At 68.0% G+C, this 15,656-nt stretch carries 13 protein-coding genes and 1 tRNA gene; 3 read left to right on the forward strand and 11 right to left on the reverse strand.

Annotated elements, in window-relative coordinates; translation table 11 throughout:
- The first annotated feature begins 91 nt into the window (after window positions 1–91).
- Window positions 92–277 (forward strand): hypothetical protein, encoded by a 186-nt coding sequence (locus tag ASG79_RS05890; protein WP_018771206.1) that lies wholly within the window; start codon window positions 92–94, stop codon window positions 275–277.
- A 217-nt stretch (window positions 278–494) separates the two neighbouring features.
- Here the strand turns inward: ASG79_RS05890 and ASG79_RS05895 are convergent, their stop codons facing one another.
- The 10 genes from ASG79_RS05895 to ASG79_RS05940 form a co-directional block, all read right to left on the reverse strand.
- On the reverse strand, window positions 495–1,340 hold the full coding sequence (locus ASG79_RS05895; protein ID WP_056389247.1) for an aldo/keto reductase: 846 nt from the start codon (window positions 1,338–1,340) through the stop codon (window positions 495–497).
- A 117-nt stretch (window positions 1,341–1,457) separates the two neighbouring features.
- Window positions 1,458–1,901 carry a hypothetical protein gene (locus ASG79_RS05900; protein WP_018771208.1) on the reverse strand — a complete coding sequence of 148 codons (444 nt, stop codon included), beginning with the start codon at window positions 1,899–1,901 and terminating at the stop codon, window positions 1,458–1,460.
- Between the two features lie 7 nt (window positions 1,902–1,908).
- On the reverse strand, window positions 1,909–2,535 hold the full coding sequence (locus ASG79_RS05905) for a bacterial proteasome activator family protein (protein WP_018771209.1): 627 nt from the start codon (window positions 2,533–2,535) through the stop codon (window positions 1,909–1,911).
- A gap of 91 nt (window positions 2,536–2,626) precedes the next feature.
- On the reverse strand, window positions 2,627–2,830 hold the full coding sequence (locus ASG79_RS05910; RefSeq protein WP_018771210.1) for a YbdD/YjiX family protein: 204 nt from the start codon (window positions 2,828–2,830) through the stop codon (window positions 2,627–2,629).
- Window positions 2,830–5,127 carry a carbon starvation CstA family protein gene (locus ASG79_RS05915; RefSeq protein WP_056389249.1) on the reverse strand — a complete coding sequence of 766 codons (2,298 nt, stop codon included), beginning with the start codon at window positions 5,125–5,127 and terminating at the stop codon, window positions 2,830–2,832. Before ASG79_RS05915 ends, ASG79_RS05910 begins: the two co-directional genes overlap by 1 nt.
- A 226-nt stretch (window positions 5,128–5,353) precedes the next feature.
- Complete coding sequence (locus ASG79_RS05920; RefSeq protein WP_018771212.1) at window positions 5,354–5,638, reverse strand: DUF1540 domain-containing protein; 285 nt, start codon at window positions 5,636–5,638, stop codon at window positions 5,354–5,356.
- A 93-nt stretch (window positions 5,639–5,731) separates the two neighbouring features.
- Window positions 5,732–8,596 carry a hypothetical protein gene (locus ASG79_RS05925; RefSeq protein WP_056389253.1) on the reverse strand — a complete coding sequence of 955 codons (2,865 nt, stop codon included), beginning with the start codon at window positions 8,594–8,596 and terminating at the stop codon, window positions 5,732–5,734.
- On the reverse strand, window positions 8,596–9,333 hold the full coding sequence (locus tag ASG79_RS05930; protein ID WP_056389255.1) for an ABC transporter ATP-binding protein: 738 nt from the start codon (window positions 9,331–9,333) through the stop codon (window positions 8,596–8,598). The genes ASG79_RS05925 and ASG79_RS05930 overlap by 1 nt, the downstream gene beginning before the upstream one ends.
- On the reverse strand, window positions 9,330–9,935 hold the full coding sequence (locus tag ASG79_RS05935; protein WP_056389258.1) for a PadR family transcriptional regulator: 606 nt from the start codon (window positions 9,933–9,935) through the stop codon (window positions 9,330–9,332). The genes ASG79_RS05930 and ASG79_RS05935 overlap by 4 nt, the downstream gene beginning before the upstream one ends.
- A gap of 123 nt (window positions 9,936–10,058) precedes the next feature.
- On the reverse strand, window positions 10,059–11,042 hold the full coding sequence (locus ASG79_RS05940; protein ID WP_056389261.1) for an NAD(P)H-quinone oxidoreductase: 984 nt from the start codon (window positions 11,040–11,042) through the stop codon (window positions 10,059–10,061).
- Between the two features lie 108 nt (window positions 11,043–11,150).
- Here ASG79_RS05940 and ASG79_RS05945 point away from each other — a divergent pair.
- Window positions 11,151–11,238 (forward strand) — tRNA-Ser (locus ASG79_RS05945).
- A 93-nt stretch (window positions 11,239–11,331) separates the two neighbouring features.
- Here ASG79_RS05945 and ASG79_RS05950 read toward each other — a convergent pair.
- Window positions 11,332–13,260 carry an FAD/NAD(P)-binding protein gene (locus tag ASG79_RS05950; RefSeq protein WP_056389264.1) on the reverse strand — a complete coding sequence of 643 codons (1,929 nt, stop codon included), beginning with the start codon at window positions 13,258–13,260 and terminating at the stop codon, window positions 11,332–11,334.
- 84 nt (window positions 13,261–13,344) lie between these two features.
- Here ASG79_RS05950 and ASG79_RS05955 point away from each other — a divergent pair, with 84 nt between their 5' ends.
- Window positions 13,345–15,588, forward strand: a complete 2,244-nt coding sequence (locus tag ASG79_RS05955; RefSeq protein ID WP_056389267.1) for a prolyl oligopeptidase family serine peptidase — start codon at window positions 13,345–13,347, stop codon at window positions 15,586–15,588.
- Window positions 15,589–15,656: the final 68 nt, after the last annotated feature.

A 15,656-nucleotide genomic window follows, 5' to 3' on the forward strand; every position in this document is an offset into this window, starting at 1 on the left:
TGCGCGGCCTGGCTTCAGCCGGGTTGGCAAATCCCAACAACACGCGGCGCTGCTTCCGGTGAATGTCAGACCCCGGTTGCACACTGGATTTATGGAAAACCAAGCCGTACAGGAATTTCACGTAACGTACTTCGACGCCGACTGCGGCCGGGCCCGCTCCGAGTATTTTGACACCCTCGAAGAGGCCGAGCGCTTCGCCTCCCGGCACTGCCACGGCGAAGACAGCTGGGCCGTGGTGGACGCCGTCACCGTGGAGCACGTCCGAATCGCCGCCTGACCGGTTCAGCCAAAAACCCGCGGTCCACGGCCCAGGCCAGCCGCGGCCCAGCTCCGCCAACCAGGGTGCAAACCAGGCAGGACAGCCACGCCGGTTACGGGCGCCAGCCTCGCATTAAAGCCGTCAGCCCGCGCTGCCTGGCGGTTGCCGGCAGCACGGGCTGACGTTGGTTCGGCGGAGGTCCCCGGCCGGTTGGGCCGGCACCGCCGGTCGCGGGTTACGCGAAGTCGGAGACCGCGGGATCGGGTCCGATGCGGCCCTCGCCGCCGGCGGTGCGGTCCAGGTTGTTGATGGCTTCAACGTCCCCGGCGTCCAGGGAAACCTCGAGTGCCGCGAAGTTCTCCTTGATGCGGGACTCAGTCACGGACTTGGGGATGACCACGTTGCCGATGGCCAGGTGCCACGCAATGACCACCTGGGCGGGAGTCGCCTGGTGCTTGGCAGCGATCGACGCAACAACAGGGTCCTGCAGCAGTTCCCCGCCCTGGCCCAACGGGGACCATGCCTGGGTCAGGATGCCTTTTTCTGCTCCAAATTCCCGCAGTTCACGCTGGCTGAAGTAGGGGTGCAGTTCGATCTGGTGGATGGCCGGAACCACTCCGGTTTCATCGATCAGGCGCTGCAGGCCCTCGGCGGTGAAATTGGAGACACCGATGGACTTGACCCGGCCGCGCTTCTGGAGTTCGATCAGCGCCTTCCACGTGTCCACGTATTTGTCCTGCTTGGGCTGCAACCAGTGGATCAGGTAGAGGTCCAGCGTTTCGAGGCCAAGCCGGTCCATGGATTCCTCGAAGGCAGCGAGGGTGGATTCGTACCCCTGGTCCGCGTTCCACAGCTTGGTGGTGATGAAGATCTGTTCCGGTGACAGGCCGGAGCCGGCGATTGCACGGCCAACGCCTGCCTCGTTGCCGTAGATCTTCGCCGTGTCGATGTGCCGGAAGCCGGCTTCGAAGGCCTGGCGGACAACCTTTTCAGCCACGCCGTCCTCAACCTGCCACACACCATAGCCGAGCTGGGGGATCGTGTTTCCGTCGTTGAAAGTCAAGGTAGGTGAAGAAGTCATTTCTTCATCCTGCCAAACGTCCCCCGCTTCAGGCTCCCGTTTGGTTCAATGTCAGCCACACGCGTAACCGCGATATTTACGTCCCAAACCGGGAATATTTGCGCGGCACCGGTCCAGCTACTCCCCGCGAAGCTGCCTCTCGGCGTCGTTCACCTGCTGGAACACCGCCTCAGCCCGGCGCCGGACCGACACCGCACCAACCGGTACCGGCCCCACGGCGAGCCGCAGCATTGCCGCCGCCTCAGCCGTGGTGGCCAGCGAATTGCCCGCCTTGGAGAGGGACCTGTGGACGTCTGCAAGGCCGGCCGGTATGTCCAGGCCGTCACTGGGCGCACGCCGCTGCGCTTCCATGCATACCGTCCGGACACGCTGCAGGAGGCCGGCCAGTTCGTTGGCGATATCCACCAGTTCCCCGTACAGCTGGTCGTCCTCCACCCCTTCGAGCACCTGGTGGAAGCGGTCAAGTCCCCGCTGGAAGCGGTCGTGCGCGCGGCGCCACAACCCCTTGCCCAGTTCAACATCATCCTTGCGCCCCTGCCGTGCGGCGCTGAAAAAGCCCAAGCGGAGCCTACAGGTACTGCCCGGGACCGTGGTCCGGTTCGTCACGCTGGTTGGGCCGTGCCTGTGCCCCCGGCCGTGCTCCGGCCGGGGCGCGCTGCGGCTCGCCGTTTTCGCCGATGACGACGCCGGGCGCAATCATGGTGCCTGGCGGCAGCTGACGCAGCTGCAGCTGCGCGGCGGCGTGTTCGCGGGCGGCGTTCTGCGCCGCGATGGCGGTCTGGATCCCGTGGAACAAGCCCTCAAGCCAACCCACCAGCTGCGCCTGGGCGATCCGGAGCTCGGCGTCGGAGGGCGTGGCGTCGTCCGAGAAGGGCAGGTTGATCCTGTCCAGTTCTGCCACCAGCTCCGGCGCAAGCCCGTCCTCCAGCTCCTTGATGGAGCGGGCGTGGATGGCGGCCAGCCGGCCCCGCGCAGCGTCGTCAAGCGGCGCGGACTTCACCTCTTCGAGAAGCTGGCGGATCATGGTGCCGATCCGCATCACCTTGGCAGGCTCGTCCACCAGATCCTGCAGGCTGCTGCCCCTGGGCTTGCCGTCCGCGGCGGACGGAATCTGCACGGGGTCCTGGGTGTCGTCAACGGGAGTGCCTTCTACCGGGAGGTCCTCAGCTGCCTGAGTGTCGTTGGGATCGCTCATGCGTTCATACTCTCACGGCCCATCCGCCCGGAGTCCACCCGTGAACGCCTGTGGCGGGCTTGTCCGCTGCCGGCTCAATCAGCACGCACAATCAGCAGCACCTCCCCTGCGGGTTGTTGTCCTGGCGGTCCGTACGGTCCCGCCAAAACTCGCGTTCGCTGAGGGGCTCCTCCTGGTGCCCGGCTGCCCTGTGGTGCTCGAGGTACTTGGTGTAGGCGTCCGCGCCCATGACGCCGCCCAGGTAGCGGGCGAACCCGCGGAAGCCATTGGCCACCAAAGCCACACCGGTGCCCATCAGTGCCTGGCCCGTTCAAGCCGTGCGTCTGCGGGCACCCTGTCCCACTCGGCTGCCAACTCACGTTCGGCCGTCGTCGGCACCAGTCCGGCGGGGGCGAAGACGCGCGAGGGAACAGCCGGGTCCTCGTTGTCCGTGGTGGCAGTGCCGGCCGCCCTGTCACGGAATGCCTTGACCGTGGCCAGCACCGCCGTGGCAATCACGATGATGCTCAGCACCACGAAGATCACGGAGAGCCAGCCCTGGATGGCCGTGTTGCGGACCACAGCTTCCATGGCGGCCACGGTCTTGGCGGTACCGAACTCGGTCTTGCCGTCCGCCAGCGCCTTGCTGAAGGCGGCGTTGTTCGCGAAGTACCCCACGGCAGGGACGGGCGAGAAGATCTTCAGGTAGCTGGCGGTGATGGTGACCACGGCGGCGAAGGCCAGCGGCAGGGCAACGATCCACAGGTACTTGAAGGTGCCGCGCTTGGCGACGATGGCCAGGCATACAGCCAGCGCGATGGCGGCCAGGAGCTGGTTGGCGATGCCGAACAGCGGGAACAGGGTGTTGATGCCGCCCAGCGGATCGGTCACGCCCATCAGCAGCACGGCACCCCAGGCAGCCACCATGATGGCCGTGCAGAGCCAGGCCCCGGGCCGCCAGGAGGCTTCCTTGAACTTGGGGACGAAATTGCCGATCGAGTCCTGCAGCATGAAACGTGCAACGCGGGTGCCGGCATCCACGGCGGTGAGGATGAAGAGCGCCTCGAACATGATGGCGAAGTGGTACCAGAACGCCATCATGGCCGTCCCGCCGATGAACTGCTGCATGATGTGCGCCAGCCCCACGGCCAGCGTGGGTGCGCCGCCGGTGCGGGAGACGATGCTCTGCTCCCCAACGTTGGCGGCGGTTTCGCTGAGCAGGCCGGGGGTGATGTTGACGCCGCTCAGGCCCAGGCCGTTGACCCAGGTGGCTGCCGTTTCCACGGTGCCGCCCGTCAGCGCCGTGGGGGCATTCATGGCGAAGTAGAGGCCGCGGTCGATCGAGATGGCTGCCACCAGCGCCATGATGGCCACGAAGGATTCCATCAGCATGCCGCCGTAGCCGATGTACCGGGTCTGCCGTTCCTTCTCCACCAGTTTGGGGGTGGTGCCGGACGAGATCAGGGCGTGGAAACCGGACAGCGCACCACAGGCGATGGTCACGAACAGGAAGGGGAACAGTGCGCCGGAGAACACGGGCCCGTTCTCGCGGCCGGCGAATTCGCTGAAGGCCGGGACGGTGATTTCGGGCCGGACCACGATGATGGCCAGCGCGAGCATCACGATCACGCCGATCTTCATGAAGGTGGAGAGGTAGTCGCGCGGAGCCAGGAGCAGCCATACGGGCAGGATCGCAGCAATGAAGCCGTAAACGATCAGGCCCCAGGCGATGGTGACCTTGTCCAGGTGGAACACGGTGGCGCCCCATTGGGTCTGCGCCACCAGGCCGCCGCCGATGATGGCCGCCATCAGGAGGACGAAGCCGATGATCGAGACCTCCATGACCTTGCCGGGGCGCAGGTAACGGAGGTAGACACCCATGAACAGGGCGATGGGGATGGTCATGCCCACCGAGAACACGCCCCACGGGCTTTCGCCCAGGGCATTCACGACGACGAGCGCCAGGATGGCCACGATGATCACCATGATGAGCAGGGTGGCGATGAGGGCGGCCGTGCCGCCGATGACGCCAAGTTCCTCGCGGGCCATCTGGCCCAGCGACCGGCCGCCGCGGCGCATGGAGAAGAACATGACCAGGTAGTCCTGGACGGCCCCGGCAAGGACGACGCCGAGGATGATCCAGATGGTGCCGGGCAGGTAGCCCATCTGCGCCGCGATGACCGGCCCCACCAGCGGGCCGGCGCCGGCAATGGCGGCGAAGTGGTGGCCGAACAGGACGTTGCGGTCGGTGCGGACGTAGTCCTTGCCGTCTGCCTTGTATTCGGCAGGGGTGGCGCGCCGGTCGTCAGGCTTGGTGATGTAGCGCTCGATCACCTTCGAGTAGAAGCGGTACCCGATGAGGTAGGTGCAGACGGAGGCGAAGACGAACCAGATGGCGTTGACGGTTTCCCCGCGGACGATCGCCAGCATGAACCAGGCCACCCCGCCGAGGAGGGCGATTGCTGCCCAGAGCGCGATCTTGCCTGGCGTCCACCTCCGGTCTTCGGCGTCGAGCCGTGCCTCGTCCACAGCGGGCGGGGGAAGATTCGGGTCAGTCGCCAACCCGCCCTCCGCCCGGGATCCGTTGTTCCGCTGGTCAGGCATTCCGGCCATGTCTCCTCCTTGAGAGTTTTCCCTCGTTTGCTACTGGGCACCCTACCAACGCCGATCCTGCCAAAAGGGTCCGACGGCGGCGCGGCGCCGGCCTGTGCGGCGAGCGGCGGCAGTCCGGCGCTGAATGAGCGGTGACGGACGTACGACGGCGGCCTGCGGCAAAAGCGAAGGCTCCCGTCCGGATTCCGGACGGGAGCCTTCGCCCTTCGCATGGCGGCAGGGACAGTCAGGCGTGGGCGTAGGTGAGGCAGTCGGCGTTGTCGGCTCCCGGCCCGACGTGCACCTCCGGGGCGTTGCACATCAGGTGGTCGTTGTGGACGCACTCGGCCCGCTGGCAGGCTCCCACGTCGGCGAGGACCTTGGGCAGGCCGCCGTGGATGCCGGTCTCGATGAATGTGGCGCAGGATGCGTGGTCCTGGCTTCCCCCCACGGTGATGGCATGGGCGGTGCAGCCTTCATGGTCGTTGAATGAACAACGGGTGACACTGCAGTCGGCAACATGGGTCGTCATGAAGTTCCTCCGTAAGTTCCACCGCCCGGGCGGGCGGCTCGTGCACCTACGGTAGGCCTGATCCCGGTGATCAAAAAGACCCAATACTTTGACCTAATGCCCCTCCGCCAGGCTGCGCCTGGACAGGGGCAGCCCGGACCGGGTGAAGGCCCAGGCGAGCGCTGCCGCCGTCAAGGGCACTGCCACCAGCAGCGCGGACAGGTGCAGCCAGGGAACCTCGAGGGCTGTCCGCATGTCCGTGGAAAGGACCAGCAGGACCGCTGGCACCGTTCCTGCCAGCGTCCCCAGAACGGCTCCAACGCCGCTGGTGAACAGTCCCTGCGACCAGGCAAGGGCCTTGCGCAGCCTTGGCGAGGCCCCGACGCCGGCGAGGACGGCATGGTCCTTCCGGGCATCAGCCATGGAGAGTCCTGTCGTAATGCCCGCCGCGCTGAAGGTGATCAGCGCAGCCGCGGCCACGATGGACCAGGTGATCCACTGGCTTACCTGCGAAACGCCCGGTTCCGCCTGGAACGTCATGCCCGGCTGCCCGTAGACGGCGGCGGCCGCAGCGGAGGCCGCATCTGCCTCAGCCTCGGAGGGGTAGGCAGAGAGCTGCACGAGCAGTCCGGCCGGGGCCGCGCGGAGGTCCAGGCGTTCGGCGGTTTCCGGCGAGACAACGCCGTAGTAGGGCACCGGGATAGCCGGTTCAAGCACTGCCGCGGCAAGGGAGTCGCTCCTGACGGTTGAGGGGACGGTGCCCGGCCCCGAGGATGCCGGCTCTTGGGTCCGTACGTCCTTTCCCTCGAGCAGTACCCTTCCATCACTGACGAACACCGGGTTGGTCACCACCATCCCGCCGGCGTCCAGCACCGCCGTTGCCTCGGCGGTGGCGCTGCGGCCCAGCGCCGCCCGGATCTCCTCGCCGCCGCCCACCAGGATGGCCCGGCCGGACGGTTGTTCGCTGACCATGGAACCGCGGCACCGCCAGTCGCCCGGGTCCAACACCCTTCCCTTGGGAGTCCTCGGGCATTCATTTGCCTGCGGCCTGGCAAGCGAAAACAGCAGGCAGTTTGACGTATCCGTGCGCGCCGGCAATCCGGGATCAGCCGGGCCCTCGGGGCAGTTGCGCAGGCTCTCCGGCGCCATGATCACGTGCGTCGATTCGACGGTGCCCAGGGCATCTGCCACCGCAGAGGAGAGCTTAGGGACATCCACCCGGACGGCCGGCTTCCTGCTGCCATCGGCCGACGCCGGCGGGTCCACCACCAGCGGCAGGTACGCCTGGTTTTCCAGGGCGCCCCAGTAATGTGATTCCCGCATCCCTGCCTGCTGGCTGGCGGAGAGCACCAGGGCGGCGCTTGCCAGGGTGGCGGCGGCGAGTACCGCGGCCACCGCGGGAACGCTGCGCCCGCGGTTCCGGGCCGAATCACGGGCCGCCATCCGGAGTGACAGCGGCATCCACTGGATGCGGGAGGTCAGGCGGAGGACCAGCCAGCCGGTCAGCAGCACCAGGGCAACAACCGCCAGCACGGCGCCGAGGATGAGCACCGTGACCACCAGCGGCAGTTGCTCCGCCAGCCGGTCCGGATCGTTGGTGGACCGTCCCAACAGCCAGCCCGCCGCCAACAGCCCGGCAGCGAGTACCAGCACCCCGGCGCCGGCCAGGGGTGCCCGCCGCGGCTTCGCGGAGGGTGCCCGGCCGGCTTTGAGGGCACCCAGCACCGCCTGACGGGAAACCTGGCGTGCAGGTACCATCGCCGCGATGGTGCAGGATGCCAGCCCCATGGCCATGGCGGCGAGTGTCAGCAGGAAATCCGGATGCAGCCCTGCCAGCCGTGCCGAGCCGTGCAACCGGACCACGTGGACGACGACGGCAGCGGCTCCCAGCCCCACCGCGGCTCCGGCGGCAACGGCAACGCCGCCCAGCCAGAGTCCACCCGCGGTGACAACAGCGCGGATGACGGGGCCTTCCGCACCCGAGGATGCCAGCAGTGCCAGCCCACGCACCTGCTGCCTGGCGCCCACGGCGAAGGCAGCACCGGCCAGCAGGCCCACCTCCAGCAGCGCCAGGGCGCCGATCAGGCCGAAGCCGGCGTAGACGGCCACCGCTTCCGTGGAATCATCCCGGGGCACGGAACCGGCAACGGTCCGTTCCTCCCGGGACGGCGGGTCCAGCACCACGCTGCGGGACAGCACGCCCACGCCTTTACTGTTGGCTTCCATGACCTGCGGCCAGGTGACCGGCTCCGGACCCACCAGGTAGTAGGACACGGACTGGCGGGTCTGCGGTCCCCTGGCAAGGTCAGAGGGTACCTGTCCTGCCTGCAGGTACAGGAAGCTGGTGCCGTCCGGGAGGCCGGCATCGCGAATGGTGCCCACCGGCACGAAGGTGCCTGCCGACGTCGTAAATTCCTGTCCGAAAGTGAGGTGGAAGCGCGTCATCAGCCCGGGCGACGCCAGCACCTCCGTGCCGTCGCGCGGGGCCCGGCCCGCCAGGAGGCTGAACTTTCCGGTGAAGGCCGGATTGAGGGCATCCACTTCGCGGCCCTGCAGCGAAACAAGTGCTTCCCCCACGCCGGTGGTCAGCTGGAGCAGGCGCTGCGGCAGCACATCGTAGCCCGCGGGAATGGCGTCAAGCGGGTCGGTCCGCCGGAATTCAGGATCGAACCGGCCGGTGCTGGAGGCGACCACACCGTCATTGAGCGGGTCCTGGAGGGAGTCCGCGCTGGGAACGGGCAGGACGCTGAACCTGGCCTGGGTGCTTCCCAGTTCGTAGGTGACGATTTCACCCGGCGTCCGCTGTGAGCTCTGGTAGAGGGTGGCGGCACCCGTCATCCCGGCCACGGGCAGCATGATGAGCAGGATGATGAGGAGGGACCGCCCCTTGTGGCGGGTGATGTCCCGGCGCGCCAGCCGCAGGGCAACCCGAAGGCTGCTCCGGCGGCTTGTGGGCGCCGGAGCAAGGTCCACCGGCATCAGAGACCGGCCTGGGTGAGCAGCATGGTGGGATCGTGCATGGCGGCGGCCTGGTCGATGATCCGCCCGTCCCGAAGGAAAACCACGCGGTCCGCCCAGGCGGCGTGCCTGGCTTCGTGGGTGACGAGCATGACGGCCGCTCCGGCATCGGCACGGGCCCGCAGGACCTCCATGACCCCTTGGCCCGTTGTCGAATCCAATGCACCTGTAGGTTCATCGGCCAGGATCAGCCGCCGCTGGCCCACGATGGCCCTGGCGATCGCGACGCGCTGCTGCTGGCCGCCGGACATCTGGTCCATGAACCGGTCCGCCAGTTCGGGAATCCCCACTTGCCGCAGCGCATCGGCGGCCTGCCGGTGCGCTTTCCTGGTGGAAGTTCCGTCCAGTTCCAGCGGCAGCGCCACGTTCTCCGCGGCGGTCAGCGTGGGAACCAGGTTGAAGTCCTGGAAGACGTACCCCACGGCCCGGCGGCGCAGCCGGGCCAGTTCGTTCAGGCCCAGCCCGGCCAGCGGCGTGGACTCAACGTAGACAGCGCCCGACGTCGGCCGGTCCAGTCCGCCGGCAATGGCCAGCAGGGAGGACTTGCCGGAGCCCGACGGGCCCATGACCGCGACGAACTCCCCTGCTGAAATGGTGAGGTCAACGTCGCGGAGGGCGGCGACCGCCGTCGCGCCGTGCCCGAAAGTCCTTCCCACCCTGGCGAGTTCAAGGACCTGCTGCGGCCCCTGCACGCTCACCGGCGGATGTCCGCGTCGAGCGGGTTGTCTTCCGTGGCCCCGTTGGAGGCTTTCCGGGCTCCACTTGCCGCCGTGGCCTGCGCCTGCTGGACCATCCTGGCCTCGCAAAGGTCCAGCCAGCGGACTTCCGCTTCGGTCTGGAAGATCAGTGAATCGAGCACCAACAGCCAGGCAGTATCCGTGGCCCGCTGGTTTGCCGCCGTATCGCGGCGCGCCCTGGTGTAGTCCTGCAGGGCGCGGATGGACGCCACGCGCTGGGCCTGGATGATGGCCTGGACATCGACCCCGGGCAGGGTAACGGCGAGCGCAAGCTTGATGGCGAGCTCGTTGCGTGGTGGGCTGTTCCGCTCCACGGGGGCGGCAAACCAGTTCCGCACCTCGTCCTTGCCGGCAGGGGTGATGCTGTACACCACGTGCCCTTCGCCGTCGTCGCCCTCCTTAGCCACCAAGGCATCGCGCTCCAGCCGGTCAAGCGTGGTGTACACCTGCCCGATATTCAGCGGCCACGTGGCCCCGGTGCGGTTCTCGAACTCGACCCGCAGCTGGTAGCCGTAGCGCGGCTGGTCCTGCAACAGGGCAAGGAGGCTGTGGCGAATGGACATTGTGCTCCCCCGGGCTGGTTCCAACCGGTATGCACGAGCCCCCAAGACCCGTGCATACCGCGTATAGGCAGCCTAACCCCGACTGACGCCCCGGCGCAATACCGGGTATGCAACCGGGGGTTCCTACATGACCAGGAGGACCTTGCCCACGTGGTCGCCGCTGTCGAAATAGCGGTGGGCTGCCGCAACCTGGTCCAGCGGGAAGGTCTTGGCGACCAGCGGACGGATCCGGCCGTCAGCCACCAGCGGCCACACGGCGTCCCGCACCGCAGTCATGATGGCACCCTTTTCCGCTACCGGCCGGGGCCGCAGGGCGGTGGCCACCACGGCTGCCCGCTTCTTCAGCAACAGGCCCAGGTCCAGCTCCCCCTTGGTGCCGCCTTGCAGGCCGATCACCACCAGGCGCCCGTAGTCGGCCAGGGCCTCCACGTTCTGCTTGAGGTACTTGGCCCCCACCACGTCCAGGATGACGTCCGCCCCGTAGCCATCGTTCTGCCGCCGCAGGCTCTCCGGGAAGTCCTCCTCGGCGTAGTTGATGGCGATGTCAGCACCAAGGAACGCCTTGGCGGTGCCCACCTTCTCGTCAGTGCCGGCAGTCGTGGCCACCTTGGCGCCAAAGGCCTTGGCAAGCTGGATGGCCATGGTGCCGATCCCGCCGGTGGCGCCGTGGATGAGGACGGTCTCCCCCGGCTGCAGCTGCGCCGTCATGATCAGGTTCGAATAGACCGTTGCGGCCACTTCCGGCAGCGAGGCCGCTGTGACCAGGTCCACCCCGTCCGGCACCCGCAATACCTGCTCGGCCGGAACCGCCACCTGCTGGGCATAGCCGCCGCCGGCCAGCAGGGCCACCACCTTGTCCCCCAAAGAAAATGGCTTGCTGACGCCGGGGCCAAAGCCTGCGATCCGGCCCGAAACTTCCAGCCCGGGGATCCCGGAGGCACCGGGAGGCGGCGGGTAGAAACCCCGGCGCTGCTGGACATCGGCCCGGTTCAGGCCCGCAGCCACCACGTCAATGAGCACTTCGCCCTGGCCAGGCACCGGCGCATCCACGTCCCGGACTTCCAGCACTTCCGGGCCGCCCGGTTCCGATATGTAGACGGCTTTCATGGACCTCTCCCGTTCCTGACTCAAATCCTGGCTGCAACAAGTGTGCACCGGGCACCTTCCCGCTCCTGTTTTGTTGCAGGCAAGTGCCTATGAAACACTACTAGCTGAGGAAGGTTGTCCGAGCGGCCGAAGGAGCTGGTCTTGAAAACCAGTGTGCGGTAACCCCGTACCAAGAGTTCGAATCTCTTACCTTCCGCACTGGAAACCCCTGGCAGCCGGCACCGGCCGCCAGGGGTTTTGTGTTTTGGGCGCTGCTGCCTTACCGGTCAAGCGTGACAGGGCGTTCGGGTCAGCGTCGCAGGATGGCTGCCGCGATCTCATCTGCATCCCTGAGGGTGCGCTGGCCGCTGCGGTAGGCGGGGCTGCCCGGCTGGAGGGCTTCGGCCGCGATGGCCGTGCCCCACTGGGTGGAGGACAACTGGAGGCCCAGCACGTACAGGTTTTCCGTCACGGACCCGTTGGAGGCAAGTGGGCGGTACGGGTGGGGCTCCACGTCCAGGCCCGTGGACTCGACGGGGGCACCTTCTGCCGTCATCATGAGCCGTGGACGCACCAGCCCATCGGACAGCATCTGCTCCAGGACCGGCGAATCATTGGCCGACACCCTGTTGCCCGGCGCAAGGGCCTCCACCATGGTCCGTGCCAGGACCGGCGGACCGGCAACCCACGGCGAGGAAGCCGTGAACATCGCGGACTGCCGGTCCACGCCGAACTTGGGGTCGGGTCCAACGAAGCTGACCACCCCTGCCCTGGCCAGTGCGGCGAGCTGTTCGGCGCGCAGCGCCGGCGGCCCGCTGGCAAGGCCTTCCACGAAGGATTCAAACCAGCCGCGCAGCCCGGCGACCCATGATTCATCGGTGATGCCGCCGTCGGCCACCGCCGTTTTGAGGAGGGCCCGCCCGTGGTGCAGGGCGCCGATGGCCATCTTGACGGGGTCGTCCTCGCCGAGCGCGGACCGGCGTGCATCGTCCAGCAGGAACTCCACCACGGCGGCATCGTGCTCACGCCGGGACGCGAAGGAGCGCCCCGCCAAGGGGGCCGCGAGGCCCGGTAGGTCCAGCCGGTGCCGCGGACCAACGTGGACGGCCAGGACGCTTTCCACGGCGTCTTCCCAGTTGGCGGCGCTGTGGGCGTGCGGCTGCAGGGCTTCCTCCAGCGCTGCCAGGAAAGCCGCCGCATCGGGGACAGCCCCTGGCTGCGAGCGCACCAGGGTTGCGTAGTACGCCCAGAGGGCATCGCGGTGCAGCAGGGGCCACAGGTCGTGGTCGAACGAGGGCCGGATTCCGGCCTTGGCCAGCCGCTCCAGGGCGGCTTCGGTGAGGTAGCGGAGCGTGATGGAGGTGGCGTAATAGCCGTTGAGGGCTGCTTTTGCACGGTAGGGGGTTCCGCGCCGGGACGCCGCGATGATCAGGGGTTCCTGGCCGGACGGTTCGTACTCCAGGCGGCTTCCCGTGGAGACGAACTTTCCGCCGCGGCCTTCGGTGAGTTGCCCCATCGTGTCGAAGAAGTTCAGGCCCATCCCGCGGACCAGCACGGGTTTCCCCGCGGGAATCCGTGTCCAGTCCACGTCTGCGGGCACGGCAGGGGGAAAGTACTGCAGGCCCAGCTGCTCGGCCGCGGCGTGCAGGCCGCGCTGTTCCGGATTCAGCCGCGACGGGATGTGCCCCAGGGCGAGCACCACTGCGTTGGCGCGGAGGGCAGCCCCGGTGGCCAGGCCGACGTCGAACATTCCGTCCCCCACCGGACGCACGGACACAGCCGACGTTTCGTGGAATTCGACCGTGACGCCGTCGGGAGCTTTGGCCAGCAGCTCCTCCAGCATGCACTTCAGGTAGCGGCCGTACAGGGCGCGGCTGGGGAAGTCATTGGACCCCAGCACCGCCAGTTCCGCCCGCTCCTCACCGGTGAGGGCCGGCAACGGATGCCGCTGCTGCCGGGCACGCCACTGGTCGAACGTGGTGCCGGCCACGGGCGCCGGCAGCGACGGTTCCTGGGGAACCAGCGTGGGGTGGAAGGATTGCGTATTCATGAGGAACAGCCGTGACTGGCCGGGCTGCCACACGTGCCCCGGGCCCGCCGGGTAGGGGTCAACCACGTCGATGTGCAGCTGTGCAGGGCCTCCGGCCGCGGCGGCGTGGGCGAGCAGCCGCTCGAGCACGCTGGTGCCACGGGGGCCGCCGCCGATGATGACGGCCCGGTTGCTCTGCGATAATTCCACGGCATCCAGCGTACGGGCTGGAAGCGGAGGATGTGCCGGACGCTTGACTTGCCAGCCTCGGGGGATGTTGTTTGGATGGGGCGCATGACCACCACAGCAGCTGATCAAGCCTCCGCTCCCGGCCCCGGCCAGGACACCTCCGGCACCGCATCCCAGGGAACTGCGCCCGTGCCCGTCGACGAGAATGTGTGGCTGGAGGACATCTACGGCGAGGAACAGCTGGCCTGGGCCAGGGAGCAGAACTCCCGGACCGAGGACCTGCTGGAGGACGCCGGGTACGCCGAACTGGAGACCAGCATCCTGGAGGTCCTGGACTCCACGGACCGGATTGCCATGGTGGGCAAGCGGGGCGAGTGGTACTACAACTTCTGGAAGGACAGCCAGAACCCCAAGGGCCTGTGGCGGCGGACCACCTGGGAGAGCTACCTCACCGATTCCCCCGATTGGGACGTCCTGCTGGACGTGGACGAGCTGTCCCGGACCGAAGGCGAAGAGTGGGTGTTCCACGGCGCCACGTTCCTGCGCCCCGCGGCCGGAGCCCCCTACCGGCTGGCGCTGCTGGCCCTGTCCCCCCACGGCGGCGACGCGAACCGCTACCGCGAGTTCGACGTCGAGGCGCGCGGCTTCGTTGACCCCGCCCGGGGCGGGTTCGACCTGCCGACGGCGAAGGGCAACGTGTCGTGGCTGGATGCCGACACACTCCTGGTTTCCTCCACCGCGGAAGGCCTGCCCAAGACCGCGTCGTCCTACGCCCGCACAGCGGTGACCCTCAAACGCGGCGGTTCCCTGGCCGCTGCCCCGCGCCTTTTCGACGTGCCGGAGGACCACATGATGGCCGTCGCGGCGCACGATTCCACACCCGGATTTGAGCGCACCTTCGCTGTTGACTACATCGACTTCTTCAACCGGACCAACTTTGTGCTCCGGGACGGTGACTGGACGCCGATCGATGTGCCCACCGACGTCAACGTCAGCGCGCACCGGGAATGGCTGCTCTTCCGCCCGCAACAGGACTGGGTCCTCGACGGAACCACCTACCCCTCCGGCGCCCTGCTCGCCGCAAACTTCGAGGACTACCTCGCCGGGAGCCGGCAGCTCACCGTGCTGTTCACCCCCGATGACCACACATCGCTGCAGTCCTGGAGCTGGACCCGCAGCTTCCTGCTGCTGAACCTGCTCAGGGACGTTTCCTCGGAAATCCGGGTCCTGGATCCATCCAGGCCCGCCGGCACCACGGACTGCGGCTGGGCGGCCACCCTCCTTGACGCCTGCCCACCGCTGCATGACGTGAATGCCTACGCCGTGGACGACGAGGACGAAGTACCAGCCGACGGCGGCGCCGGCGACGACTTCTGGCTCGTCGCCACCGGTTTCACCACCCCCACCACGCTCATGCGCGGCACCCTGGAGCACCACAGCGCCGGGACGTCCGGCGTGGGGGGCCGGCATGCGGCAATCAAGGCCTCGCCGTCGTTCTTTGCCGACACTGACTATGAAGTGGAGCAGCACTTCGCAGTGTCCGACGACGGCACCCGGGTTCCGTATTTCCAGATTGCTCCGCGGGGGCTGGCTTTGGACGGGCAGAACCCCACCCAGCTGTCCGGCTACGGCGGGTTTGAGGTTTCGCGGACGCCGGCCTACAGCGGCACGGTGGGCCGGGCATGGCTGGAGCGGCGGACCACGCTGTCCGGCGGCGACGGCGGGAAGGCGCCCCACTCCCGCGGCGGAGTGTACGTGGTGGCGAATATCCGGGGCGGCGGGGAGTACGGGCCCGCCTGGCACCGGGCGGCACTGAAGGAAAACCGGCACCGGGCCTACGAGGACTTCGCGGCCGTGGCACGGGACCTCATCTCCCGCGGCGTCACCTCGCCCCGCCGCCTGGGCTGCGTGGGCGGCTCCAACGGCGGCCTCCTGGTGGGCAACATGCTCACCAGGTACCCCGAACTGTTCAGGGCCGTCTCCTGCGGGGTGCCCCTGCTGGACATGCGCCGCTACACCAAGCTCTCCGCCGGGCATTCGTGGATCGCCGAGTACGGTGACCCGGACGTTCCCGAACAGTGGGAGTACATCAGGACCTTCTCGCCCTACCACCTGCTCAAGGACGCGGTGGAGTACCCGGAGACCTTTATCTGGACGGCAACCTCCGATGACCGGGTTGGCCCCGTGCAGGCGCGGAAGATGGCAGCCCGGATGCTGGCCATGGGCATCCCCAACGTCTGGTTCCACGAAGCCCTGGAGGGTGGCCATGCTGGCGCCTCGGACAACCGGCAGGCTGCCGCGCTGCAGGCCCGCAGCCAGCACTTCCTGTGGAAGGCGCTGGCAGGCTGACCGGCGTGGGCCCCTGGCTGGCTGTCCGGAGGGCCGGTTCCGGCCTCCCGGAAATCCGCATCGTCCGC

The sequence above is a fragment of the Arthrobacter sp. Soil761 genome (genome assembly GCF_001428325.1).
Lineage (GTDB): Bacteria > Actinomycetota > Actinomycetes > Actinomycetales > Micrococcaceae > Arthrobacter.